Annotated in this window: 22 protein-coding genes and 1 pseudogene; 6 read left to right on the forward strand and 17 right to left on the reverse strand. The window is 68.2% G+C overall.

What is annotated here, in order from left to right; genetic code table 11:
* Positions 1-355 precede the first annotated feature (355 nt).
* The 3 genes from B140_RS13350 to B140_RS14630 form a co-directional block, all read right to left on the reverse strand.
* Positions 356-565: a DUF2283 domain-containing protein gene (locus B140_RS13350; protein WP_083912265.1), complete on the reverse strand. Its 210-nt coding sequence runs from the start codon at positions 563-565 to the stop codon at positions 356-358.
* 179 nt (positions 566-744) lie between these two features.
* On the reverse strand, positions 745-1239 hold the full coding sequence (locus tag B140_RS13755) for a hypothetical protein (protein ID WP_156801685.1): 495 nt from the start codon (positions 1237-1239) through the stop codon (positions 745-747).
* Positions 1240-1243: 4 nt separating this feature from the next.
* Positions 1244-1477, reverse strand: coding sequence for a DUF6973 domain-containing protein (locus B140_RS14630; protein ID WP_425304661.1), 234 nt, complete (start codon positions 1475-1477; stop codon positions 1244-1246).
* Positions 1478-1848: 371 nt separating this feature from the next.
* On the opposite strand from B140_RS14630, the gene B140_RS13355 reads away from it, so the two are divergent.
* Both B140_RS13355 and B140_RS0106890 read left to right on the forward strand, forming a co-directional pair.
* The gene (locus B140_RS13355; RefSeq protein WP_083912266.1) at positions 1849-2043 is read left to right on the forward strand and encodes a hypothetical protein; all 195 of its coding nucleotides are present in this window, start codon (positions 1849-1851) and stop codon (positions 2041-2043) included.
* Complete coding sequence (locus B140_RS0106890) at positions 2040-2411, forward strand: hypothetical protein (RefSeq protein ID WP_018118623.1); 372 nt, start codon at positions 2040-2042, stop codon at positions 2409-2411. The genes B140_RS13355 and B140_RS0106890 overlap by 4 nt, the downstream gene beginning before the upstream one ends.
* Before the next feature lies 1 nt (position 2412).
* Here B140_RS0106890 and B140_RS14635 read toward each other — a convergent pair.
* From B140_RS14635 to B140_RS12195, 10 genes and pseudogenes are all read right to left on the reverse strand, one after another.
* Positions 2413-2709 (reverse strand): annotated as a pseudogene (locus B140_RS14635) (hypothetical protein); the annotation flags it as partial.
* Between the two features lie 468 nt (positions 2710-3177).
* Positions 3178-4188 (reverse strand): 3-isopropylmalate dehydrogenase, encoded by a 1011-nt coding sequence (locus tag B140_RS0106895; protein ID WP_026166089.1) that lies wholly within the window; start codon positions 4186-4188, stop codon positions 3178-3180.
* Positions 4189-4228: 40 nt separating this feature from the next.
* Positions 4229-4936, reverse strand: a complete 708-nt coding sequence (locus tag B140_RS0106900) for a type III secretion system chaperone family protein (protein WP_156801686.1) — start codon at positions 4934-4936, stop codon at positions 4229-4231.
* Between the two features lie 17 nt (positions 4937-4953).
* The gene (gene serA, locus B140_RS0106905; protein WP_026166090.1) at positions 4954-6540 is read right to left on the reverse strand and encodes a phosphoglycerate dehydrogenase; all 1587 of its coding nucleotides are present in this window, start codon (positions 6538-6540) and stop codon (positions 4954-4956) included.
* A gap of 83 nt (positions 6541-6623) precedes the next feature.
* Positions 6624-8351, reverse strand: a complete 1728-nt coding sequence (locus B140_RS0106910; protein ID WP_018118627.1) for a hypothetical protein — start codon at positions 8349-8351, stop codon at positions 6624-6626.
* A complete protein-coding gene (locus B140_RS12190) occupies positions 8348-10120 on the reverse strand; it encodes a DUF262 domain-containing protein (RefSeq protein WP_051069270.1) in 1773 nt (590 codons plus the stop codon). The genes B140_RS0106910 and B140_RS12190 overlap by 4 nt, the downstream gene beginning before the upstream one ends.
* Before the next feature lie 24 nt (positions 10121-10144).
* Positions 10145-11032: a cation diffusion facilitator family transporter gene (locus B140_RS0106920; RefSeq protein WP_018118629.1), complete on the reverse strand. Its 888-nt coding sequence runs from the start codon at positions 11030-11032 to the stop codon at positions 10145-10147.
* A gap of 55 nt (positions 11033-11087) precedes the next feature.
* A complete protein-coding gene (ilvC, locus tag B140_RS0106925) occupies positions 11088-12101 on the reverse strand; it encodes a ketol-acid reductoisomerase (RefSeq protein ID WP_018118630.1) in 1014 nt (337 codons plus the stop codon).
* Between the two features lie 119 nt (positions 12102-12220).
* Entirely contained in the window at positions 12221-12745 is a 525-nt protein-coding gene (ilvN, locus tag B140_RS0106930; RefSeq protein WP_018118631.1) for an acetolactate synthase small subunit, read from the reverse strand.
* A complete protein-coding gene (locus B140_RS12195) occupies positions 12745-14571 on the reverse strand; it encodes an acetolactate synthase large subunit (RefSeq protein ID WP_040426247.1) in 1827 nt (608 codons plus the stop codon). Before B140_RS12195 ends, ilvN begins: the two co-directional genes overlap by 1 nt.
* Before the next feature lie 421 nt (positions 14572-14992).
* Between B140_RS12195 and B140_RS0106940 the strand changes: the two genes are divergently transcribed.
* The 3 genes from B140_RS0106940 to B140_RS0106950 are packed head-to-tail and all read left to right on the forward strand — an operon-like array spanning position 14993 to position 18650.
* A complete protein-coding gene (locus B140_RS0106940) occupies positions 14993-15487 on the forward strand; it encodes a PH domain-containing protein (RefSeq protein WP_026166092.1) in 495 nt (164 codons plus the stop codon).
* Between the two features lie 38 nt (positions 15488-15525).
* The gene (ilvD, locus tag B140_RS0106945) at positions 15526-17367 is read left to right on the forward strand and encodes a dihydroxy-acid dehydratase (RefSeq protein ID WP_018118634.1); all 1842 of its coding nucleotides are present in this window, start codon (positions 15526-15528) and stop codon (positions 17365-17367) included.
* A gap of 26 nt (positions 17368-17393) precedes the next feature.
* The gene (locus tag B140_RS0106950) at positions 17394-18650 is read left to right on the forward strand and encodes a glycosyltransferase family 87 protein (protein WP_018118635.1); all 1257 of its coding nucleotides are present in this window, start codon (positions 17394-17396) and stop codon (positions 18648-18650) included.
* On the opposite strand, the gene B140_RS12980 is transcribed toward B140_RS0106950, so the two are convergent.
* From B140_RS12980 to B140_RS0106965, 3 genes are read right to left on the reverse strand one after another with little or no spacing between them, the layout of a single operon-like run.
* Positions 18634-19779, reverse strand: coding sequence for a DoxX family protein (locus B140_RS12980; protein WP_018118636.1), 1146 nt, complete (start codon positions 19777-19779; stop codon positions 18634-18636). The genes B140_RS0106950 and B140_RS12980 overlap by 17 nt on opposite strands.
* 55 nt (positions 19780-19834) lie before the next feature.
* Complete coding sequence (locus B140_RS0106960; protein ID WP_156801687.1) at positions 19835-20557, reverse strand: HNH endonuclease family protein; 723 nt, start codon at positions 20555-20557, stop codon at positions 19835-19837.
* 43 nt (positions 20558-20600) lie between these two features.
* Positions 20601-21473: a LysR family transcriptional regulator ArgP gene (locus B140_RS0106965; RefSeq protein WP_026166093.1), complete on the reverse strand. Its 873-nt coding sequence runs from the start codon at positions 21471-21473 to the stop codon at positions 20601-20603.
* Between the two features lie 133 nt (positions 21474-21606).
* Here B140_RS0106965 and B140_RS0106970 point away from each other — a divergent pair, with 133 nt between their 5' ends.
* Positions 21607-22281: a LysE/ArgO family amino acid transporter gene (locus B140_RS0106970; RefSeq protein WP_018118639.1), complete on the forward strand. Its 675-nt coding sequence runs from the start codon at positions 21607-21609 to the stop codon at positions 22279-22281.
* Here the strand turns inward: B140_RS0106970 and mgrA are convergent, their stop codons facing one another.
* Positions 22282-23349: an L-glyceraldehyde 3-phosphate reductase gene (gene mgrA, locus B140_RS0106975; RefSeq protein ID WP_018118640.1), complete on the reverse strand. Its 1068-nt coding sequence runs from the start codon at positions 23347-23349 to the stop codon at positions 22282-22284.
* Positions 23350-23352 lie beyond the last annotated feature (3 nt).

Consider the following 23352-nt stretch of genomic DNA (forward strand, 5'->3'; position numbering starts at 1 on the left):
CCGCTCGCGCTTCGCGGAGAATCCGCAGTGTTGGATTATCCGTGCTGTAAGCGGACGGTCCTCGTGCCGCGTTTTCCACTTTTAACCTCGTGGCTGCGGACTCCCGCAAGCGTGAATCGTCATCTTTTCTGCTCGTAAGAGCCCTCGATTCTACGGATAGTTGCTATCCGTCACTCCCCTACCCTCGAACCCACCGGTACCCACCCGAGAACGTACGAGGAGCGCCAGAAACAGTCCCCGGGTAGAAGCAGGGCTGGCGGAGGACCGCGGTAACTTAGGCAACACCCGCACCCGCCGTACGGCGATACCTACCGGCCTCACGAGGATAGAAATCGCGAGATACTTGTACGGCAAACTATTTCTTCCCTATCATTTCCACTGGAAGGATACAAGAAGCACCAACAAACTCTATGCCAATGACCCGCCCCTCACCATTGAGATCAATCTCAATCTCACCATCCATCCCATCAATGGATATACCCGATATCTGTTTCTCAGATGTTTCTCCACACCCCGCGAGCCAGATGTATGCCGCATCAGCTTCCGAGTCATACTCAAATTTCATACTACCCTCCCACAATGGAAAATGACTTCACGATTCATCTTAAGATCACGTGCGCTAGCCGGATGTCAAACTAGCCCTTCCTCGCATATTCAGGCAATACGCTACCCCCCCGGCCATATGTCACAACCAGGGTTAGCGGGAGTCTAGGTTTTTACGCTAGATCCTACAGGAGTCAATTTCTACTCCTGGTAGTGGACCACTTTTACTTCTTTTTCTCCCAGGGACGAACCCGCGCTGGAAAATTCAACAATCCTCTTCTCGATGTTGATTGGTTTCTCGGGATCAATCTTCTTGTACGAATCCGATCCCGGACATGCATCTATCTTCGTTGGATCAAACCACTCAACCGTAGGTTCTTCTTTACCGTCTTTAAATTTGACCCCTATTCCTGTATGAGTTTCCCAGGATTTGGAATTGCGTTTAATGCTGAAAAAATCACTCTCCTTAAACCCCAACCCTTCGCCTCGATCTTCATCGTGATACTCACAGAAAACATAGGCCTCTGAAATGGGTTCATCGAAAGCGCCGCTCAGACGGAAACTATCCTGAGAATTGAGGATGGCATCGGTAATTTTTCCACCTACACCAGGAGAACATCCTGCAACGAGAAGCCCCGGTGCAAATACCAGCGCTGCAATTCTACTCAGGGGCGTTAATTTTAAGCGTTCCATCATCAACCTAATCGCGGCATATATTCTTAACCTGCCCCTTATCTCCGTTAGTTTCATTGACCACCTCTAACCCTTCCAGATTATCATGAAGGGCTATGACACAATCCGCAGGGCCGTTAGGAACCCCCAATACCTCATGACTTACTCCAGTGTATGCAGATACCTCTTCACCAATATCCAACTTCATGATACCACTCCAGCAGCAATGGCGGAACGCATCTCCCTGCCCTACGCTTCCCATCTAATCAGGGAAAGTTTCTTTGACAATCCCGATACTTCATCTGCGAGGCTCTGTATCTTTTCACATTTGAAGGGATATAAAGTCTCACCCCGCATACGCGGGGAATACCTGGATAAGGTGGACGAGGCTTCGATGGAGCACTCTCACACGCGGGGGATGTGGTCGACCCCGATGGCGCCGAAACGCATTTATCGTTAGTGGGCGGACAGAACCCGAGGCCGTCAGAGCCTGGTACTGCACGAGGATACGGACAGCCGACGCGAAGGCATTTAGTCATGGACTTCACCCCATTCCTGCCGCTAATGGGGTATTTCAGCAAAAGTTGTCGCCACATATTGACTAGATCTTGTCTAGTGGTGTAGACTACATTCATGACAAGGAGGCAGAAGCTCCTCAAGGAGCTGAAAACCTACGCCAAGGAGAGCGGCCAGGACATCACCATCACCGAAGGTGGGTCACACACCAAGGTCAGAATTGGCAAGCGCACCACCTTCATCCCCCGCCACAACGAAATCCAAGAATCCCTAGCACGAGCCATTCGCAAGCAGATTGGAGCAAATGAATGAAAGTCCACATCAACACCTGGCGGGATGGGGGGTGGTGGGTCGCCACCAGTAAGGACATCGAGGGCTTTGCCACCCAGGCCCGGCGCCTCGATCAAATCCCCGCCCTGGCCTACGACATCGCCCTTCTAGCCGACGACGTAGACGACCCGGAAGCCTGCGAATTCATCATCCACGTCTCCCCAGACATTGAAGCCCAGGCATCACACGCCCGCGAGCTAGCGGAGGCCGCCCGGCTCGCCCAGGACTCCGCCAGCCGAGCTATGCGTGAAGCGGCACGGGCTTTCGCGCAGCAGGGGCTCACGGTGCGGGACATTGGCGAGCTTTTGGGGGTATCCTACCAGCGTGCACAGAAGCTCGCGGCCGCCTAGCCTAGCTAGGCCCCTGTGGAGCCGAACTCTTCCTCGCCGCACTCGGTCGCGGGCAGAGCGTCCACCTGCTTGACCTCGGGGTGATGATGGAGTGGATGACGAACGGCGATGCGCGCCCCACCTCAATCTCCACCACTTCGTGCCCGTGATTCACCAGTAACACCTCGATCTCACCCCAGTAGCCTGCGTCGGAAGCATTGAGCACCGTCAGTCCACGCTGGGAGGCCATCCCGGAGCGCGGGGTGATGTACCCTACGTGTTCCTCGGGGATAGCCACCCGCACGCCTGTGGGGATTGCTGTCCTTCTACCGGGTTAGAATCGGACCCTGGCACATGCTCGTAGGTCTAGGCCCACGTCGCTGGGGTGGGCGCGTATCCGGGGCGGGCGATGACCGGCAGTACCGCGCCAAGGTCAGCATCCGGCCCAGTTTCCCCTGCCGGGGTCGGTCTCCGTGGAGTCGTCCGGGGCGGTTTGATCCTCCGCCGTAGACTTACGGCTCACCCCCGCATACGCGGGGAATACTTGGCCTCATTCAGGGCGTCCTCGTGAACGTGGGGCTCACCCCCGCATACGCGGGGAATACTTGGCCTCATTCAGGGCGTCCTCGTGAACGTGGGGCTCACCCCCGCATACGCGGGGAATACTTGGCCTCATTCAGGGCGTCCTCGTGAACGTGGGGCTCACCCCCGCATACGCGGGGAATACACTTGCTCACCTGCGCTTTTACAAGCCCGCCCCCAATATTACATACAACTTGCTCTGGGCCTACACGGCCGCAGCGATGCGATCCCCCACCTCTGCGGTCACAAGGTCCCCGGAGCGCCGGGCCACGTCGTCGGCAACGGCCCGCTCGATCCGCGCCGCGCCTTCCTCGTCTCCCAGGTGGCGCAGCATGAGCGCCACGGAGAGGATCGCCGCCGTGGGGTCCGCGATGCCCTTGCCCGCGATGTCGGGGGCGGAGCCGTGGACGGGCTCGAACATGGAGGGGTTTGCCCCGGAGGCGTCGATGTTGCCGGAGGCCGCCAGGCCGATGCCGCCGGTGATGGCCCCGGCGAGGTCGGTGAGGATATCGCCGAAGAGGTTGTCGGTCACGATCACGTCGTAGCGCTGCGGGTCGGTGACCATGTAGATGGTGGCGGCGTCGATGTGGTGGTATTCCACGGTCACGTCGGGGTATTCGGCCGCCACCTCGTCAACGGTGCGCTGCCATAGGCCTCCGGCGTTGACGAGCACGTTGGTCTTGTGCACGAGGGTGAGGCGCTTGCGGCGCCGGGTGGCGCGCTCGAAGGCGTCGCGCACCACGCGTTCCACGCCAAAGCGGGTGTTTTGGGAGACCTCGGAGGCCACCTCGTGGGGGGTTCCCTCGCGGAGGGTGCCGCCGTTGCCGCAGTAGAGGCCCTCGGTGCCCTCGCGCACGACCACGAAGTCGATCTCCCCCGGGTTGGCGAGCGGGGAGGCGGCGGTGGGATAGAGCACGGCGGGACGGAGGTTGACGTGGTGGTCGAGGGCAAAGCGCATCTTGAGCAGGAGCCCTCGCTCGAGGACCCCGGGGGGCACCTCGCCGGGGGCGCCGATGGCGCCGAGGAGGATGGCGTCATGCTCGCGGAGGGCGGCGAGGTCGGCGTCGGTGAGCAGTTCCCCGGTGTCCAGGTAGCGGCGCGCCCCGAGGTTAAACTGCGTCACGTCCGTGTCGGGTCGCACGGCGGTGAGGACCTTGAGCGCCTCGGCGGTGACTTCGGGGCCGATGCCGTCGCCGGCAATCACTGCAATTTTCATCTGGCGGGATTCCCTTCTCACGTAGTGAACACCCGCCAGTCTACAGCGATTCCCCCGCCGCGCACAGCGCCCGGCGCAGGCACGCGATCCCGGCGCGCGCCGCGGCGTCGAACTGCTCCTCCGTCAGCCCCGCCCCGGCGGGGACCGCCACCCGGGCCACCACGGAATCCCCGTCGCGGTACGCCGTGGCGAGGTCGATCCGCGCGTTCACGCGGTTGAGGAGCTCCTCGGACACCCCAGGAAGATCCTCGCGCGCCTCCAGCACCAGCAGCCCGGCGTCGGAGGCATCCGCCGCGATTCCCTCGGGCTCGCCGTGCTCGGCGCACCACGCCTCCCAGCGTCGCGCGGTCACCCCGGGCTCTACCCGGGCGCCCACGAGGTCGAGGGACTGCGGGGCCGGGGCCTCCGCGCTGATCCTGCCGGGGAAATCGGCGGCAAAGGCGGCGGACATCTCCACCCCCGCCGCCAGCCCGGCCGAGGTAAAGGAGCGAAGCTGCGCCTCCGTGAGCGGCAGCGGGTGGTGCACCACCGCAAGCGCCTGATCCTCCTCCACGTAGACCTTGGGCCAGGGGCCCGCGGTGTTCAGGCGGTGCGCCACGGCGTACGCCCGCTGGCGCTCCGCCTCCGCGAAGCCGCCGCGCCAGCGCGCCTCCAGGCGCGCCCACCCGTCCCGCTCGCTGTAGGACAACCCGTAGGCCCCGCGATCCGTGGTTCCCAGGAGCCTCTCTACGCCCTGCTCTGCCTCCACCGGCACCGTCCTTTCCGTTAGTTCAGGGAAAGCTGGAAGGCCGTGGCCTTCAGCGCGTCCGCGATCGACGCCAGCAGGTCCTCCGGCACCTCGTCCTGCACCCGCAGGATGAGCATGGCCTCGTCGCCGTCGGCGGCCTGCGTGAGCGCGGCGGCCTCGATGTTGATGCCGCGCTCCCCCAGCATGGAGCCCACGGTGCCCAGGGCGCCCGGGGCGTCGGTGTAGCGCAGGAAGATGTTGAGCCCGGTGGCGCGCATGTCCACGCCACGGCCGTTGATGCGCACGATCTTTTCCACGCGCTCCAGGCCGGGCAGCGCGCCGATCACGCTAGCCTGGGCACCATCTGCGCCGATGACCTTGACCTCCACCACGGAGCGGTGGAAGGCGGACTCCGAGTGCGTCTCCACCTTCAGCTTCACGCCGCGCTCCTCCGCGATGCGCGGGGCGTTCACAAAGGTCACCGGGGTCTGCGAGATCCCCGAGAAGAGGCCGCGCAGCGCGGAGAGCCCCAGGCCGTCCACCTTTTCCGTGGACAGCTCGCCGCGGGCGGAGACGATCACCGTGTCCGGCGCGGCCCCCAGCAGGGAGCCCGCCAGCGCGCCGAGCTTGCGGGTCAGCTCCATCCAGGCGGCGACCTCCTCGCCCACGCGCCCGCCGGAGACGTTCACCGCGTCCGGCACGAACTCCCCGGCCAGGGCCTTGAGCACGGAGGCCGCCACGTCGGTGCCCGCCCGATCCTGGGCCTCCACCGTGGAGGCGCCCAGGTGCGGGGTGACCACGACCTCGTCGAGGCCAAACAGCGGGGAATCCGTGCAGGGCTCGGTGGCGTACACGTCAAAGCCCGCGCCCCGGATCCTCCCGGAAGTAATCGCCTCCGCCAGGGCCTGCTCGTCCACCAGCCCGCCGCGCGCGGCGTTGATGAGGATCTGCCCCTCCTTGGCCTTGGCCAGCAGCTCGGTGCCGAACATCCCCGCCGTCTCCTTGGTCTTGGGCAGGTGGATGGTCACGAAGTCGCTGCGGCCCATGAGATCCTCGAGGTCGGTCAGCTCCACCCCGAGCTGGGCGGCCCGCGCGGGGTTGGCGTAAGGGTCGTAGGCGAGGATCGTGGCGACGTCGAAGGCCTGAAGGCGCTGGGCAAAGAGCTGCCCGATGTGCCCGAAGCCCACGATGCCCACGGTCTTGCCGAAGATCTCCACGCCCTTGAAGTCGGAGCGCTTCCAGGTGGCCTCGCGCAGCGTGCGATCCGCCGCCGGGATCTGGCGCGCGGTGGCCAGCAGGAGGGCGATGGCGTGCTCGCAGGCGGAGTGGATGTTCGAGGTGGGGGCGTTGGCCACCATCACGCCGCGCTCCGTGGCGGCCTCCACGTCCACGTTGTCCAGCCCCACCCCGGCGCGGCCCACGATCTGGAGCTTGGGGGCCGCCTCGAGCACCTCCCGGTCCACGGTGGTGGCGGAGCGCACCAGCAGGGCGTCCGCCTCCGGCACGGCGGCGAGAAGCTCCTGCCTATTGGGGCCATCGACCCACCGCACCTCCACGGAATCCCCGAGCGCGTCGACGGTGGACTGGGACAATTTATCGGCAATAAGAACAACGGGACGGGACACGGGGAACGACTCTCCTTGTTTGGTCGCGGCGAATACTTCCCGTCATTCTACGACGCCGCGGCCTCCGTGTCCCCTTTTTCTATTCACTGGTAGGAAACGAACCACGGGCGCGGATCGACCGCGTACGTCTGCTCCGGGGTGAACATGGGCGTGTCCTCGTCGAAGAAGTTCTTCCAGGCCATGAACCAGTCCGGGCTCAGCCCCTGCCGCATGACGTTCCAGGTATCGAACTTCTCCGCCTCGACCCCGTGGCCGTCGGCGTGCAGCACGTAGGCCAGCTCGGGGTGATCGGTGCGGATGTTCTCCCGATCCCGCAGCATCTGCAACTGGAACTGGTGGAGAACAAAGGCCTTCTGGGGCAGGTTGTTCTTCTCGGTGAGGTCCGCCAGCCAGTCCGCCACGGCGTTGACCTCCTCGGCCTCCACGCTGCCCACGCGGCTCAGCGGCTGCTCGTCCTGCCCGATGCGCCACTCCGGGTCCAGGGCCAGGCCCACGTTGGGCCGCTTGAGCAGCTCCTCGTAGCGCTTGGCCTGATCCAGGAAGTTCGCCTTGCCCGGCTGCAGGTCCAGCACGGCGTAGCCGCCCGCCTCCACGATGGCGTCGATGTACGGCAGCAGCTCCTCGGGGGCGGCCTCGTTGGAGTAGTCGCCGTCCTCGCCCGGGAACTCCGAGGCCACGGTGGCGATGATCTCGAAGGCGGGGATCACCGGCTCCGCCGGGTTGAGGTCCTGGTACTGGGCCACCAGATCCCGCACGTAGGCCACGGACTCCTCCGGGCTGCGCTCGCCCATCACGCCCAGCGCGCCGCCCGAGGGGTGGCCGTAGAGCGCGATCATGCGCCGCCCGGGAAAGACCATGGTGCCGCCGCCGGGCAACTGCGTGGTCACCTTCTGGGCCAGGGTGATCTTCTCCGAAAGCTGCTCACCGGTGCCAAAGCCCGCGCCCAGGGCCACCAAGGGGTGATCCTCCAGCCCGGCCACCATCTTGGTGGCGTCCTCGCTGACGCGCGGATCGGGGTAGTCCATCATCCGCACCTGCGCGCCGTAGGCCCGGGCGTTGGCCACGTCCAGGATCGGGGACTGCGGGGAGGCCACCACCACGGGGGCCGTGGCGCCGTCCCGCGCGCTCTGCACGGGGAAGGTGCCGGGCTCCTCGTCCGAGCGCCCCTCGTCCGCGCCCGCATCCTCGGGCCCCGCCTCCGGGAGCCAGCCGGCGGTCAGCTCGGTGGGCTCGGAGGGGTTGTAGTCCGCCACCGCCTTGGCCATGTCCTGCGGGGCGGCCACCGCCGACTCCCCGAAGCGCAGGGAGGTCAGCGCGCTCAGCGCCTCCTCGGTGCCGGGGTCGCGCACCAGGGTGATCCCGGAGTCCAGGCCCGGAAGATCCACGTCGCCCACGGCGAGCACCGTGGTGGCGCCCAGGCGGGAAAGCTCCTTTTTCACCTCCTCGGCGTTGTCCGGGGTCAGCCCCACCACCGGGGCGTGCGCGGCCAGGCTGAGCGAGACCGCCCGCAGGCGCTCCGGCTCGGCTCCGCCGACGACCACGGCGGTCTCGGAGTTCTCGAAGAAGAGCTGGGAGGACTCCACGCCCGAGCGATCCTCACCGGCGAGCACCCGGGGCCGATCCCCAAAGCGCTCCTCCACGTTGCGGCTGCGGTTTTCCGCCTTGGCGGCCTCCACGGAGTCCGCGGGCGCGGCCCCGCTGTCCACCACCCCCTGGCCCTCGGCCTGGTCCCCCTCAGAGGAGCACGCCACCAGCAGCCCGGCGCTCATTCCCACCGCGGTGAGAAGGCTCAGCTTTCCACGAAACTTCACTCGACTGTCCCCTCTTCCTCGTTGTTGTCTACCTCGCTCATGGTAGCCAACTCCGCCGATCCCGCCCGGATGACCTCCTTGCCCATCGCCCGCGAGATAAGCGCCAGCAGGCGCTCGGCGCGATCCTCGAAGAACTCCCGCACCCGGCCCGCGTGCAGCAGCTCCGGGTCGAGGTGGTGGGTGGCCAGGATCGCGTCGAACTCCTCGTCCTCCATCAGGGACTTGGACTGCACCCTGGGCAGGTACCGCGCCGGGCTGAATCCGTCCAGCACCACCTCGGTACGCTTGCCCATGGGGGTGCGGTTGATGACGCCGCCCACGAGCAGCGCCTCTACGCCGTTGTCCCGGCACCACTGCGCGGGGAAGATCTGCGCGTACGTGGGGTTGAGGTCCCGGAAGGTCCACCGATCGAAGGGGGCGGAGGTGCGCCAATCGCGCGCGCCGCTGTTCATGAGCAGCGCGTACATGCCGTGGAACACCCCGGAGCCCTCGTCCACCGTGTACAGGCGCTCCTCGTGGAACACGGCGTCGCGCACCGTCTTGGGCTCCTGGTCCGTCTCCTCCCTGATCCAGGCGGTGACCTGATCCACGTCGTGCGCCATGCGGTTAATCACCGCCGCGGAGCCGTACAGCTCTCCGAGCACGCCCGACCAGAACCACCGATCCAGCCGGTCCCAGGCCTTGGACGTGGTCAGCGCGGCGGGGGTATCGGACAGCAGCGCGAGGATCACCGCCAGCGGCACGATCTGCGCGCGGTAGGGCACCTGCGTGAGGTCGAAAATGCAGCGCTGGATGAGAAACTCGGCGGCCTCGCGCAGCGTGATGCGGATGTCGTGGGCGGCCCTGCGGTACTCCCCCAGGCTCAGCCCCAGGATGTCCTCCCGGTTGCCCGCCGCGTGCCCCCGGCGCGCGGTGGCCAGCAGGGAGACGGCGGTGAGGAAGGCCGTGCGATCCACGCCGTCGAGCGCCGGGTACTTGCGCAGCGCCCGCCGCGTGTCCGCCCAGTCCTGGGCCAGCGAGAAGTCCTCGTCCTCCGTGGCAAAGACGGCGGTGAGCAGCTCGAAGACGTCCATCTGCAGGCCCGCCGAGTTGGCCTGGGCGAAGATGGAGCCCACCCCGGAGCGGGCCGTCTCCCGCGAGAGCCGGATCATGGGCACGCTGTAGGCGGCCAGGGGGTACACGATCCTCTGATAGAAGGCCTTGACCGCCGAGCGCGTGGCCTCGTCCGCCCCGTCGATGAGGTCGAAGAGCTTGTCCGTGGCCCCCTCCCCCAGCAGGGTAGACACGGGGATGCACTGCCTGCCCACCGTCTCCGGGGCGAAGTGCGAGCAGATGGTGCCGTCCTCGGCCACGGCGAACACGGCCTCGTCCGGCAGCACGTCGGCGGAGGTGGCCTTTTCCACGTCCACGTAAAAGGCCCGGCGCACCGGGCGGCCCCGGAAGTCCACCCCGGTGGCAAAGCCGTCGCCCTGCAGGGTGTGGTACAGGGTGGTCAGGCGCTGCTGGCCGTCGAGAAGCAGCATGCCCGGGGCGTTGCCGGTGTCCGGGGCTCCCTCGATGGGGCGGGGGCGGAAGCGCATGGGGGTGTTGCGGGTATCCAGCGCCATGAAGCAGCCCACCGGATAACCGCGCAGCACCGTGACCACCAGGGAGCGGATGCGATCGACGTCCCAGGCGTAGTCGCGCTGAAAATCGGGGAGCTGGATGTCGCCTCGATCAATACGGGCAAAGAGGTCTAAGAGGCCATAGCTCGGCGTGGAAAATCCCATGCCGCCCATGCTACTGCGCCCCGGCTAACCCCCGCATACCTGCTCATGACCCCTGTGGCCCGGCTCCTCCACCTGGATCGTGGCGTGGTCGATGCCGATCTCGCGCAGCGCGGCCTGGGCGGCGTCCAGCACCCGCGCATAGCCGCCCTGGCGCGCCACGAGGTGGCAGGTGACCAGGGGGTGATTGCCGTCCGTGGACCACAGGTGGAGGTCGTGGACCTCGCTGACCCCCGGCACCGCGCGCAGCCGCTCCTCCACCTCGCGCGTGTCCACGCCCTCGGGCGCCTGGTTGAGCAGCACCCGCACCGAGGACCTGGCCAGGCTCACCGAGCGCGGTATCACCAGGGCCGCGATGACGAGGGAGGCGATCGTATCGGCGGCCAGGAAGCCGGTGAAGCGGATGATCAGGCCCGCGGCGATCACCGCCACCGAGCCCAGCAGGTCCGAGAGCACGTGCAGGTAGGCCCCGCGCATGTTGAGGCTATCGTGCTGGCGGCGGGTGAGGATCATGGCGGAGGCGCCGTTGGCCGCCAGCCCGATGACCGCCACGAGGAGCATGGTGGTGGTATCGATCTGCGCGGTGCTGCGGAAGCGGCCCAGGGCCTCCACCACGATCCACACGGAGATGGCGGTCACGGCCACGGCGTTGACGGCGGCGGCCAGCACCTCCACGCGGCGGTGCCCAAAGGTGGCCCGGCGGCTGGGCGGGCGTCGCCCGATCAGGATCGCCACCAGGGCGAGGATGAGCCCCGTGGAGTCCGAGAGCATGTGCATGGCGTCGGACAGCAGCGCCAGGGAGCCGGAGAGCAGGCCCGCGATCAGCTCGGCGCAAAAGATGGTCCCCGTGAGGGCGATAACCCCCAGCAGGGACCTCAGCGAGGAGGGGGCGTGATGGTGGGCATGACCGCTCATGCCCCACGATGGTAGCGCCCCGCCGCGCTTATTGAAAGCCTTTTGAGAATATCCCCTAGGCCGTCTCGTTCAGCGGGGTCTTCACCCAGCTCATCAGGTCGCGCAGCTTCGCGCCCGTCTCCTCGATGGGGTGCGAGGCGATCTTCTCGCGGCGCTCCTCGAGGTCCTTGTTGCCGCCCTCAACGTTGGCGATCAGCGCCTTGACGAAGGTGCCGTCCTGGATGTCCTTGAGCACCTCGCGCATGCGGTCCTTGGCGCCCTCGTCCACCACGCGCGGCCCGGAGAGGTAGCCGCCGTACTCGGCGGTGTCGGACACGGAGTAGTTCATGTTCTTCAGGCCGCCCTCGTAAATGAGGTCCACGATGAGCTTCATCTCGTGCAGGCACTCGAAGTAGGCCATCTCCGGGGCGTAGCCCGCCTCGGTGAGCACCTCGAAGCCGCTGGTGATGAGGTACTCCAGCCCGCCGCAGAGCACGGCCTGCTCGCCAAAGAGGTCCGTCTCCGTCTCCTCGCGGAAGGAGGTGGGGATCACGCCGGCGCGGGCGCCGCCGATGGCGGCGGCGTACGAGAGGGCCAGCTCGCGCCCCTCGCCCTTGGGGTCCTGGTCCACGGCGATGAGGCAGGGCACGCCCTTGCCGTCCGCATAGGTGCGGCGCACCAGGTGGCCCGGCCCCTTGGGGGCCACCATGCCCACGGTGACGTTGGCCGGGGGGTCGATCAGCTTGAAGTGGATGTTCAGGCCGTGGCCGAAGAACAGCGCGTCCCCGTCCTTGAGGTTGGGCTCGATCTCCTCGGTGAACAGGCTGGCCTGGGTGGTGTCCGGGGCCAGGATCATGATGACGTCGGCCCAGGCGGCGGCCTCGGCGTTGGACTTGACCTCGAACCCGGCCTCGCGGGCCTTCTCCGCGGAGCGGGAGCCCTCGCGCAGGCCCACCACGACCTCCACGCCGGAATCGCGCAGGTTCTGCGCGTGCGCGTGCCCCTGGGAGCCGTAGCCGATCACGGCCACCTTGCGCCCCTGGATGATGGACAGGTCGGCGTCGGCATCGTAGAGAACTTCAATAGCCATGAGAGTTGCTCTCACCTTTCTTTTTGGGACGTAACCGGAAGGTTCTTGCTGTCAACCCTACCGGATCACGTTTCACTATACGGGATGGATGGAAGATAAATGTCTCACATGATGAAACATTAGGAGCGGGAGGGCGCCGGGGACAGCGTGCGCGGCCCGCGATGGAGGGCGATCTGCCCGGACTGCAGCATCTCCCGGATGCCGAAGGGCTCCAGGACGTCGAGCAGCGCCCGCAGCTTGCCCGGCATGCCGGTGGCCTCGATGACCACCGAGTCCGGGGCCACGTCCACCACGCGTGCGCGGAAGATCGTGGCGGCGTCCACCACCTGCGGCCGGGTGTGGTTATCCACCTCCACCTTGACCAGCAGCAGCGCGCGGGCCACCGTGGCGTCCTCCTCCAGGCGCACCACCTTGATGACCTGAACGATCTTGTTGAGCTGCTTGGAGATTTGCTCGATGCGCACCTCGTCCGCGTCCACCACGATGGTAAGGCGGTTGATCCCCGGGGTGGAGGTCTTGGCCGAGACGAAGGAGACCAGGCTGAACCCCCGGCGGGTGAACATGCCCGAAACCCGCGAAATGATGCCATCGACGTCCTGCACCAGCACGCTCAGGATGTGGCGAGTGAACTCCGTGTGTGCCATTAGGCCTGCTCCTCCTCAACAAATAGCGGACGTAAATCGTGCGCGTAGCGGATCTCCGAGTTGGAGGAGCCCGCCGAGACCATCGGCCACACCTGCGCGTCCTGGCCGACGATGAAGTCCAGCACCACCGGGCGGTCGTTGATCTGCTGGGCCCACCGGATCGCCGGAACGATCTCCTCCTCCGAGGTCACCCGGCGCGCCGCGCAGCCCAGCGCCTCGGACAGGCCCACGAAGTCCGGCACGTACTCGTTTTGCTCGCGCAGCTTGGTGTTGGAGTAGCGCCCGCCGTAGAACAGCGTCTGCCACTGGCGCACCATGCCCAGGTTGCCGTTGTTGATGAGGGCCACCTTGATGGGCATGCCCTCCACCGCGGCGGTGGTCAGCTCCTGGTTGGTCATCTGGAAGCAGCCGTCGCCGTCGATGGCCCACACCTCGGCCTCCGGGGCCCCGGCCTTGGCGCCCAGGGCCGCCGGGATGGCGTAGCCCATCGTGCCCAGGCCCCCGGAGTTCAGCCAGGTGCGGGGGTTCTCGAAGTCCAGGAACTGCGCGGACCACATCTGGTGCTGGCCCACGCCCGCCGCATAGATCGCCTCCGGCCCGGCCTCCCGGGACAGCGCCTCCAGCACCCGCTGCGGGGCCAGGAAGCCGTCCGTGGGCTCCTCGTAGCCGCGCGGGAAGCGCTCGCGCAGGTCGTTGAGGTACTCCATCCAGGAGGTCACGTCCGGGCCCTCCACGCCCTTGTCCCGCCCGGCGCGGTAGGCCCGGGTCAGCTCGGAGAGCACCTCGCGGGCGTCACCCACGATGGGCACGTCCGCCGCGCGGATCTTGCCGATCTCCGCCGGGTCGATGTCCGCGTGGATCACCTTGGCCTCGGGGGCAAAGGCGTCCACCTTGCCCGTCACGCGATCGTCGAAGCGCGTGCCGATGGCGATGAGCAGGTCCGAGCGCTGCAGCGCCCCCACGGCGGGCACCGAGCCGTGCATGCCCGGCATGCCCATGTGCAGGGGGTGGGACTCCGGGAAGGCCCCCAGGGCCATGAGCGTGGTCACCACGGGAATGCCGGAGGCCTCCGCGAACTCGCGCAGCTGCTCGGCGGCGTTGGCCTTGATGACCCCGCCGCCGATGTAGAGCACCGGCCGCTCGGCCCGGGCGATCAGGTCCACGGCCTGCGCGATCTGCCGGGAGTGGGGGGTGGTCACCGGCCGGTAGCCGGGCAGGTCGATCGCGGGCGGCCAGGAGAAGTCCATCTCCGCGTCCTGGACGTCCTTGGGGATGTCCACCAGCACCGGGCCGGGCCGCCCGGTGGCGGCCAGGTGGAAGGCCTCGGCCAGGGCACGGGGGATGTCGTTGGGGTCCGTGACCATGAAGTTGTGCTTGGTCACCGGCATGGTGATCCCGCGGATGTCCGCCTCCTGGAAGGCGTCCGTGCCCAGCAGGCCGCTGCCCACCTGCCCCGTGATGGCCACCAGGGGGACGGAGTCCAGGTTGGCGTCCGTGATCGGCGTGACCAGGTTGGTGGCACCCGGCCCGGAGGTGGCGATGCACACGCCCACCCTGCCGGTGACCTGGGCGTACCCCTCGGCCGCGTGCCCCGCGCCCTGCTCGTGGCGCATGAGCACGTGGCGAACCTTGGTGGACGAATACAGCGGATCGTACAGGGGCAGCACGGCCCCGCCCGGCAGCCCGAACACCACGTCGGCACCGAGTTCTTCCAGCGAGCGCACCACGGCCTGCGCCCCGGTCATGCGCTCCGGGGGCCGACGATCCGCCGCGGCCTTGCGAGCAAGCGTGGACGGCAGCGGGGGTTGCTTTGCTTGCGCATTCACGTGTGTCAGGCTCCTTAAGGTCTTAATGAATTTATGGGGAGTTATCTGCGGGTTGTCAGAAGGGGTGGACGCCCCGGGGTGGCGGGCGCCGCAAGCTATGCGAAGCGCCCTCGCGCAGCCACCGTGGGTGGGTGTTGCGGAGGGCGCCGTGCGCTTCGACCTGAACCAGCCGCTACGGCACGCGCCGCCCGGGTACAAGTACGAGTCGAATAATCAGCATGACTCCGCACTATACACCATGAGGTGACCCGTGCCATGCTTTTTATTCACTGTGCCCGCACCAACGTCGCTTGCCGACGCCCCGAACGACCCCGCCGGTGCGGCGATGGGGCGGTGAGGCCACTCTGCCCCCACGATCCCCCTGCGATTTCCTTGTGAGCCCTTTTGAGCAACGTCACAGCCGTTGGCTACGATGTGGGGCATGAATCCCGACGCACCGACCCCCGTGGACTTCCGCCCGGAGCGCTTTCACGCGGCGGTGGTGGTGTTCATGATCCTCATGATGCTCATCCCCATCAGCCACGCCCCGGCCCTGCTGGCCTGGTTCCTGCTGCTGCCCGCGGCGTACCTGTGGTGGCTGCTGCGCGCCCGCACGCGCGTGGACGCCCGGGGGATCTCCGCGCGCTACGCCTTCCGAGGCCCGCGCGCGGTGTCCTGGGAGGACTTCGAGGGCATAGGATTCAAGGGCTCGCGGAGCTTTGCCCGCTCCCGCCGGGGGGAGCAGTTCTCCCTGCCTGCGGTGAGCTTCAACTCCCTGCCGAGGCTGGCGCAGGCCTCGCGGGGACGCATCCCCGACGCACTGACCGTGGGACGGGAAGCGGTAGACGACAAGGTAGCCATTGTTCGTCGCAATGGCGAGCGCGTCCTCGTCACCCGTGAGGAATACGCCGCCATGCACAAGGAACAGTCAAACTAACTGAAAAAAGCGCAGTCAGTTATAAGAGGAGATTTCCCGTGATCCCGCTGCGATCAAAAGTCACCACCGTCGGCCGCAATGCCTCCGGAGCCCGCGCCCTGTGGCGCGCCACCGGAACCAAGGAACACGAGTTCGGCAAGCCCATCGTGGCCATCGTGAACTCCTACACCCAGTTCGTGCCCGGCCACGTCCACCTCAAGAACGTGGGCGACGTGGTGGCCGAGGCCGTGCGCGCCGCCGGCGGCGTGCCCAAGGAGTTCAACACCATCGCCGTGGACGACGGCATCGCCATGGGCCACGGCGGCATGCTCTACTCCCTGCCCAGCCGGGAGATCATCGCGGACTCCGTGGAATACATGGTCAACGCGCACACGGCGGACGCCATGGTGTGCATCTCCAACTGCGACAAGATCACCCCCGGCATGCTCAACGCCGCCATGCGGCTGAACATCCCCGCGATCTTCGTCTCCGGCGGCCCGATGGAGGCCGGCAAGGCCGTGGTGATCGACGGCGTGGCCTACCCGCCCACCGACCTCATCAGCACCATCACCGCCTCGGCGGACAGCAGCGTCTCCGACGCCGGACTCACCGCGATGGAGAGCATCGCCTGCCCCACCTGCGGCTCCTGCTCCGGCATGTTCACCGCCAACTCCATGAACTGCCTCACCGAGGCCCTGGGGCTCTCCCTGCCCGGCAACGGCACCACCCTGGCCACGCACACCGCCCGCCGCCGCCTCTTCGAGCAGGCGGGCTCCATGATCGTGGACATGTGTCGGCGCTACTACGGCGAGGGGGACGACGCGGTGCTGCCGCGCAGCATCGCCACCAAGCAGGCCTTCCTCAACGCCATGGCCCTGGACATGGCCATGGGCGGCTCCACCAACACCGTGCTGCACACCCTGGCCGCCGCACAGGAGGGCGAGGTGGACTTCACCCTCAGCGACATCGACGAGCTTTCCTACCGCATCCCCTGCGTGTCCAAGGTCTCCCCCAACTCGGACTACCACATCGAGGACGTGCACCGGGCCGGGGGCATCCCCGCCATCCTGGGCGAGCTGCACCGCGCCGGGCTGCTGGAAAAGGACGTGCACACCGCCCTCTACGGCTCCGTGGACGAGTGGCTGGACGACTGGGACGTGCGCGGCGGCAAGGCCACCGACGCCGCCGTGGAGCTGTTCCACGCCGCCCCCGGCGGGGTGCGCACCACCGAGGCGTTCTCCCAGTCCAACACCTGGGAAACCCTGGACACCGACGCCGAAAACGGCTGCATCCGCGACGTGGCCCACGCCTACACCGCAGACGGCGGCCTGGTGATCCTGCGTGGCAACCTCGCCCCCGACGGCGCGGTGATCAAGTCCGCCGGGATCGACGAGGAACTCTGGCGCTTCTCCGGCCCCGCCCGCGTGGTGGAGAGCCAGGAGCAGGCGGTGTCCACCATCCTGGCGCGCCAGGTCCAGCCCGGCGAGGTGGTGGTGATCCGCTACGAGGGCCCGGCCGGCGGCCCCGGAATGCAGGAGATGCTGCACCCCACGTCCTTCCTCAAGGGGGCCGGGCTGGGCAAGAAGTGCGCGCTCATCACGGACGGCCGCTTCTCCGGCGGCACCTCCGGACTCTCCGTGGGCCACATGTCCCCCGAGGCCGCCCACGGCGGGCTCATCGGGCTCGTGGAGGACGGCGACGTCATCACCATCGACGTCCACAAGCGCCTGCTCACCCTCGACGTCCCCGAGGAGGTCATCGAGCGGCGCCGCGCGGCGATGGAGGCCCGCGAGAAGCCGTGGACCCCGGTGGACAGGAAGCGCACGGTCTCCAAGGCCCTGCGCGCCTACGCCGCCATGGCCACCTCGGCGGATAAGGGAGCCGTGCGGCACGTGGAGTAGGCCCGGGCGGTAAGATAGCCGCCACTATGCCTTCCCCTCCCCCTCATCTTCGCTGCATTCTTACCATCCTGGGCCTGGTCATAGGCCTCGGCGCCACCTTCCGCCAGTGGGGCGCCACGGATTTCCCGGTGGACATGATCATCTACCGGGAGGGGGTATGGGCCTTCCTCTCGGGGCGCGAGGTGTACTCCGTTCCCATGCTCGCGGGGGACACCGAGCTGCCCTTCATCTACCCGCCCTTCGGCGCGCTGGCGCTGGCCCCCTTCTCCGCCCCGTGGATAGGCCACGACCTCGCGGGCGACCTCATGGTGGCCCTCTCCAACGGGCTGCTCCTGCTGTGCCTATACCTGGTGCTGCGCGCCGTGGTCTCCCCCGCGCACCGCCCCTGGGCCTGGCCGCTGTCCACCCTGGCCTGGGGGGCGGTGCTGGGCTGGGAGCCGGTGGAACTCAACAACGGCTTTGCCCAGATCAACATCCTCGTCATGGCCCTCGTGATCCTGGACCTGGTGCCCCGGCGACGCCGCCTGCCCCAGGGCTGGCTCATCGGCCTGGCCGTGGCCATCAAGATCACCCCGGCCGCCATGCTCCTGTACTTCCTCCTGCGCGGGCGGCTCCGCCCGATCCTCGTGGCCGGGGCCTCCGCCCTGGCGGCCACCGGGATCGGCGCCCTGGTGCGGTGGGACTCCACCGCCGAGTACTTCGGCTCCGTGCTCCTGGGCATGGGCTCCGGGGAGGACTTCGGCGTGGACCCCACCTACACCTCCAACAGCTCCCTGCAGGCCATGCTCACCCGGTGGTCCCCCACCGAGGCCTGGGCCCGCGATCACGCCTCCCTGCTCACCCTGGCGTGGGCGGCGTGCGCCCTCGCGGTGATCCTCTGCGGCTCCTGGGTGATGCTGCGCCTGCTGCGCGCGCAGCGCCCCACCGAGGCGTGGCTCATCAACAGCCTCGTCATGCTGCTCATCTCCCCCGTGTCCTGGTCGCACCACTGGGTGTGGCTCGCCGTGGTCCTCCCCGTGGCGGCCTGGCACCTGGGCACCGCCCCGCTGCGCTCCCGCTGGCCCCTCGGCGCCGTCACCGGTGCCTGGGTGCTCATGGTCATCTCCAACCCGCCCAAGTGGTGGTTTGGCGACGGCGTGAGCTACGCGGAGCTTTCCCCCCTGGAGCGGTTCCTCGTCTCCGACTACGTGTGGATGGCCCTGCTCCTGCTCCCCGCAGCGGCCCTGGCGGTGCCCGCCCCGCGCGAACGCGGGAGCGCGCGGGCGGCTACGCCAGCGGGTTGATCCCCGCGCCGAACCACCACGCGGCCGCCGCGCCGAGCACCCCGAGGATCGCCCCGAGCCAGGCGCTGCCCAGCGGGCGGCGCGCCCAGCCCCGGGAGAAGTCCAGGGAATACAGGCCGGGGCCGGTAAACTGCAGCGCCGCCGCGCCGCCGCCGAGGATCACGGGGAGCCACAGCGCATCCGGCCAGGAGAACACGTCCATGCCGACGTGCGCGTGCGCCAGGGCGTCCAGCGCGCTAAAGCCGGTGACCGCCACCGCCGCGGCGGCGAACAACGGCGTCATCAACCCCAGCACCAGGAATACCCCGGCGGCCAGCCCCACGGAGGGAACCGCGATGGACAGCAGGCGCGGCTCCGCGTAGGCGGAATACTGGGCCTCCAGGCCGGAAAGGCCCTGGGAGTCCCCGAGGTGGAAGAACACGCTCATGGAGTGCAGGATCAGCCAGAACCCCACGGCGCAGCGCAACAGCAGCAGCCCGAGATCGAGGGTGCCGCGCCGGTGCTCCAGCTCCTCCGGCTGCTCCTCCACCACGGGGGCCGAGGCCCCCGCGTACGCCGCCGAGGGCTCCTCGGCGCGGCCCGGGGCGGCGGGGGCCGCCGGGTCCGCGGGAATCCGGACGGTATCCGCGCGCCCCGGGGCGGGGGCGGGCGTCTCGGGTTCCTTGGGCCGCTCGTTCGCGGCCTTCTCGGCCGCCTTCTTCCCGGGCTGGCCCTCCGGGGTCTTGTCCCCGGCCTTGGCGGCACCCGTGGACGCCGCCTCGGCGGCGGCGCTCTTGGCGCTCTCGGGGCGCGCTGTGCTGTCGGGGCGCTCGAGGGTCCGCGTGGGGGCGTCGGAAAGCAGCGGGGCGCTGCGATCCCCCTCGGCCTTCCTCGGCTCCTGCTTCGGTTCCTTCTTCTCCCCCGCAGCCTCGGGCGCCTCGGGCGCCTCGGGCACCTCGGACACGGTGGCCCTCTCGGCCTGCGGGTCGCGCGGGCGGATCTCCTGCGGCGCGGCGCGCCCCACCTTCTTATAGGGGTCGGTGGGCGTCGGCTTGGACGCAGGGGTGGCGGCGGACGGGGTGAAGGTGGGAACGTCCAGGTCGTCGCCGTCCGCCTTGTCGGCGCGGTCGGGGATGGAATCGTGGCTCATGTGTGCCAGGATAACCAAGCAGCCTTAGCCCGCCGCCGCTGGCGCGCCGGTGCGCCTAGCACTGGGACAGAATCCCGGCCAGCGCGTCCCGTTCCGCCGGGGTCACCCACAGGCCGTAGCGCTGCTTGACGTCCACCTGCCTGCGCCCGTACTCGCACCGAAAGGCCTTATTCGGCGGCAGCCACGTGGCCGCGTCCCCCGCCCCTTTCTGGTTGTTGAGCCCGCCATCGACCGCCAGGAGGTTCAGCGGATCGTTCGCCAGGTTGCGCCGGGCCTGCTCGTCGAGCTGCTGGGCCCCCTTGACCCAGGCGTCCGCCAGGGCCACCACGTGATCGATCTGCACCGCCCGGGAGGAGTCCACCCCGCGCACGAAGTCGATGGGACGGCCCGAGTACGGGTCCTGTAGCACCCCGGAGGCCACCACGCAGCCGTGCGTTCCCGGCTTGATAACCGCGCCGGTGAGGTCTCGGCGCAGGATGTCGTTGCGCGTATCGCAGCCGTTGTGCCCGCCGTCCACCTCCACGTCGTCCGACCACGCCTGGCCGAAGGCCTCCCTGCTGTAGCCAGTCATGGGCGCGCGCCCCTTCACCGGGAGGGAGTCGAGCCGCGCCAGGTATTCCTCCCCCGCCGGGGCCCCGCCCTGGCCGGGAACCGCGCCGCCGGGGGCCTCCTCGCCCGGCGGGACCTCCCCCGGCATGACCTCCCCAGGGTGATAGTAGGAGACCCCGAGGACGCACAGGAGCGTCACCACCGCGGCGGTGACCATCTTTCTCATCATGCCCCTCACGCTAACAAGGGGGTGGGACGGGGCCGTTCGAGGCTCATTCGCGCAGCTCGGCGGAGGCGTCGAGGACGGCGGCGCTCAGCTCGGATAAGGCGGCGGATTCCAGCCGCCAGCGCTGCCAGAACAGCGGCACCTCCTGCACCCGCTCGTCCAGGAACACCAGCTCGCCGCTGCCGAGCAGCGGCGCGGCCTGCTGCTCCGGGAGCAGGGACCAGCCCAGGCCCACCCGGGTGGCCTCCACGAAGGCCTCGGAGGAGGGGACGTGGCTCACCCGGCGCTGACGGCGCACCGAGGGGTCGAGGCGTCCCTCGAGGTCCACGTCCTGGAGGCCGTCGCGGGGGCCGAACCGCAGCGCCGGCATCCGCGCCCAGTCCACACCCTCCAGGGTGCTGTAGCGGCTGCGCAGGTGCGGGGTGGCCACCGCGCGGTAGCGCACGGTGCCCAGGGGCACCGCGTGGCACCCGGACACGGGCGTGGCCTCCCGGGTCACCGCCCCGAGCACGTCGCCCCGGCGCAGCAGGGCCAGCGTGTGCGCCTCGTCCTCCAGGCGGAGCCGGAGCGCCGTGTGCCGCCACGCCGCCGCGCGCGCCAGGACGGGGCGAAACCACGTGGCCAGGGAGTCCGCGTTGATGGCCACCGCCAGGGGCACCCTGCCGATGCGTCGCCCCATCTGGGCGTCCGTCTCCGCCTCCAGGAGCGCCATGCGGCGCGCCGCCTGGACCAACACCTCGCCCGCCTCGGTGGGAGCCACGGGCGCGGTGCGGCGCAGCAGCACCCGGCCGATCTCGCCCTCCAGCGCCCTGACCCGCTGGCTCACGGCGGACGGGGAGACGCCGAGGTCGGCGGCCGCGGCCTCGAAGCTGCCGGTATCGACGATGGCCAGCAGCGTGGCCATGTGTATGGGATTCACCGCACCCCCTCAATGATATTTGTCACTCTTTCCCCCTCGAATACCCAGGGAGGACACAGCAGATGAAGCACGCCTTCACATCATAACGAAATGCAAGATTTACTTCATGGGCCCGCTCGCGGAGACTGTTGTCATGTCCATAGCTCTCTCCGGTTTCCTGCTCGGCATCTCCCTCATCGTGGCGATGGGTCCGCAGAACATCCTGCTCATCAAGCAGGGCATCCGCCGGGAGGGCATCACGGCGGTGATCCTGGTGTGCTTCCTCTCCGACGCCCTCCTGTACACCGCCGGGGCCCTGGGCATGGGGGTCATTACGCAGCGCTACCCCCTGGCGCTCGACGCGCTCCGGATCGTCGGCATCGTGTACCTGGCCTGGTTCGCCTTCTGCTCCCTGCGCGACGCCCTCTTCCCCCGCCACGGCGGCGAGGTGACCGTGGTGGACCGGCGCGAGCCCCTGGAGGAGCCCGACGCCGCCCCCGGCAGCACGGCGGTGCTCACCCGCTCGCCCGCCCGCGCGCGGGCGTGGGTGCGCCCCACGCTGGCCGCGCTGGCCCTCACCTGGCTCAACCCCGGGGCCTACCTGGACGGGATGGTCATGGTCGGCGGCATCTCCCTGCAGTACGGACCCGGCGGGCGGTGGGCCTTCATCGCCGGGGCCCTGGCCGCCAGCCTCCTGTGGTTTACCTCCGTGGGCTACGGGGCGGGCGCGCTCTCGCGCCCGCTGTCCAACCCCCGGGTGTGGCGCGTGCTCAACGCCGCCTTCGGCGTCATCCTCATCGCCCTGTGCGTCAAGCTCGCCCTGATGTAATCAGCGCTTTTTGGAGGCGGTGGCGCCCGCCCAGATGTTGATCCCGGCGTCGCTGGCGGCGGCGTCGATCTCGGCCAGCTCCTCCTCGGAGAAGTCCAGGTTGTTCAGCGCCTCCAGGTTGGCGTCGAGCTGCTCCACGGAGGAGGCACCCAGCAGCGCCGAGGTGACCTCCGGGCGGCGCAGCACCCAGGAGATGGCCATCTGCGCCAGGCTCTGACCGCGCCGCTTGGCGATCCCGTCGAGCGCGCGCACCATGTTCAGGTTCTCCTCGGAGAGCATGGCGTCCTGGAAGGACTTCGCGCCCCTCGCCGCCCGCGAGCCCTCGGGCACGCCATTCAGGTAGCGGTCCGTGAGCAGCCCCTGCGCCAGCGGGGAAAACGCGATGACGCCCAGGCCGTTGTCCGCGGCCGTCTCCAGCAGGGACTCCCCGGACTCCTCCCCCGGCTCCTCCACCCAGCGGTTGAGGATGGAGTAGCTGGGCTGGTGGATCAGCAGCGGGCAGCCCTCCTCCTCCATGATCTCCGCGGCGCGTTCGGTCAGCTCCGGGCCGTACGAGGAGATGCCCACGTAGAGGGCCTTGCCGGAGGCCACGATGTCCCGCAGGGCGTACATCGTCTCCTCCAGCGGGGTATCAGGGTCCGGGCGGTGGTGGTAGAAGATGTCCACGTAGTCCACCCCGAGGCGGCGCAGGGACTGATCGAGCGAGCTGACCAGGTACTTGCGGGAGCCGCCGAAGCCGTAGGGCCCGGGGTGCATGTACCACCCGGCCTTGGAGGAGATAATCATCTCGTCACGGTGCGCGGAGAAGTCCTCCCGCAGGACGCGGCCGAAGTTCTCCTCCGCGCTCCCGGCGGGCGGGCCGTAGTTGTTGGCCAGATCGAAGTGCGTGATCCCCCGATCGAAGGCGCGGTGCAGGATGGCGCGCTGGGTCTCCAGCGGCTTATCCTCACCGAAGTTGTGCCACAGGCCCAGGGAGATCGCCGGGAGCTTTAATCCCGAGCGCCCCACCGGGCGGTACGGCATGTTCTCGTAGCGGTTGGCGGCAGGCTGATAACTCATGCCCGCCACCCT

Origin of the sequence: Corynebacterium mastitidis DSM 44356 (assembly GCF_000375365.1) — a bacterium.
Taxonomy (GTDB): domain Bacteria; phylum Actinomycetota; class Actinomycetes; order Mycobacteriales; family Mycobacteriaceae; genus Corynebacterium; species Corynebacterium mastitidis.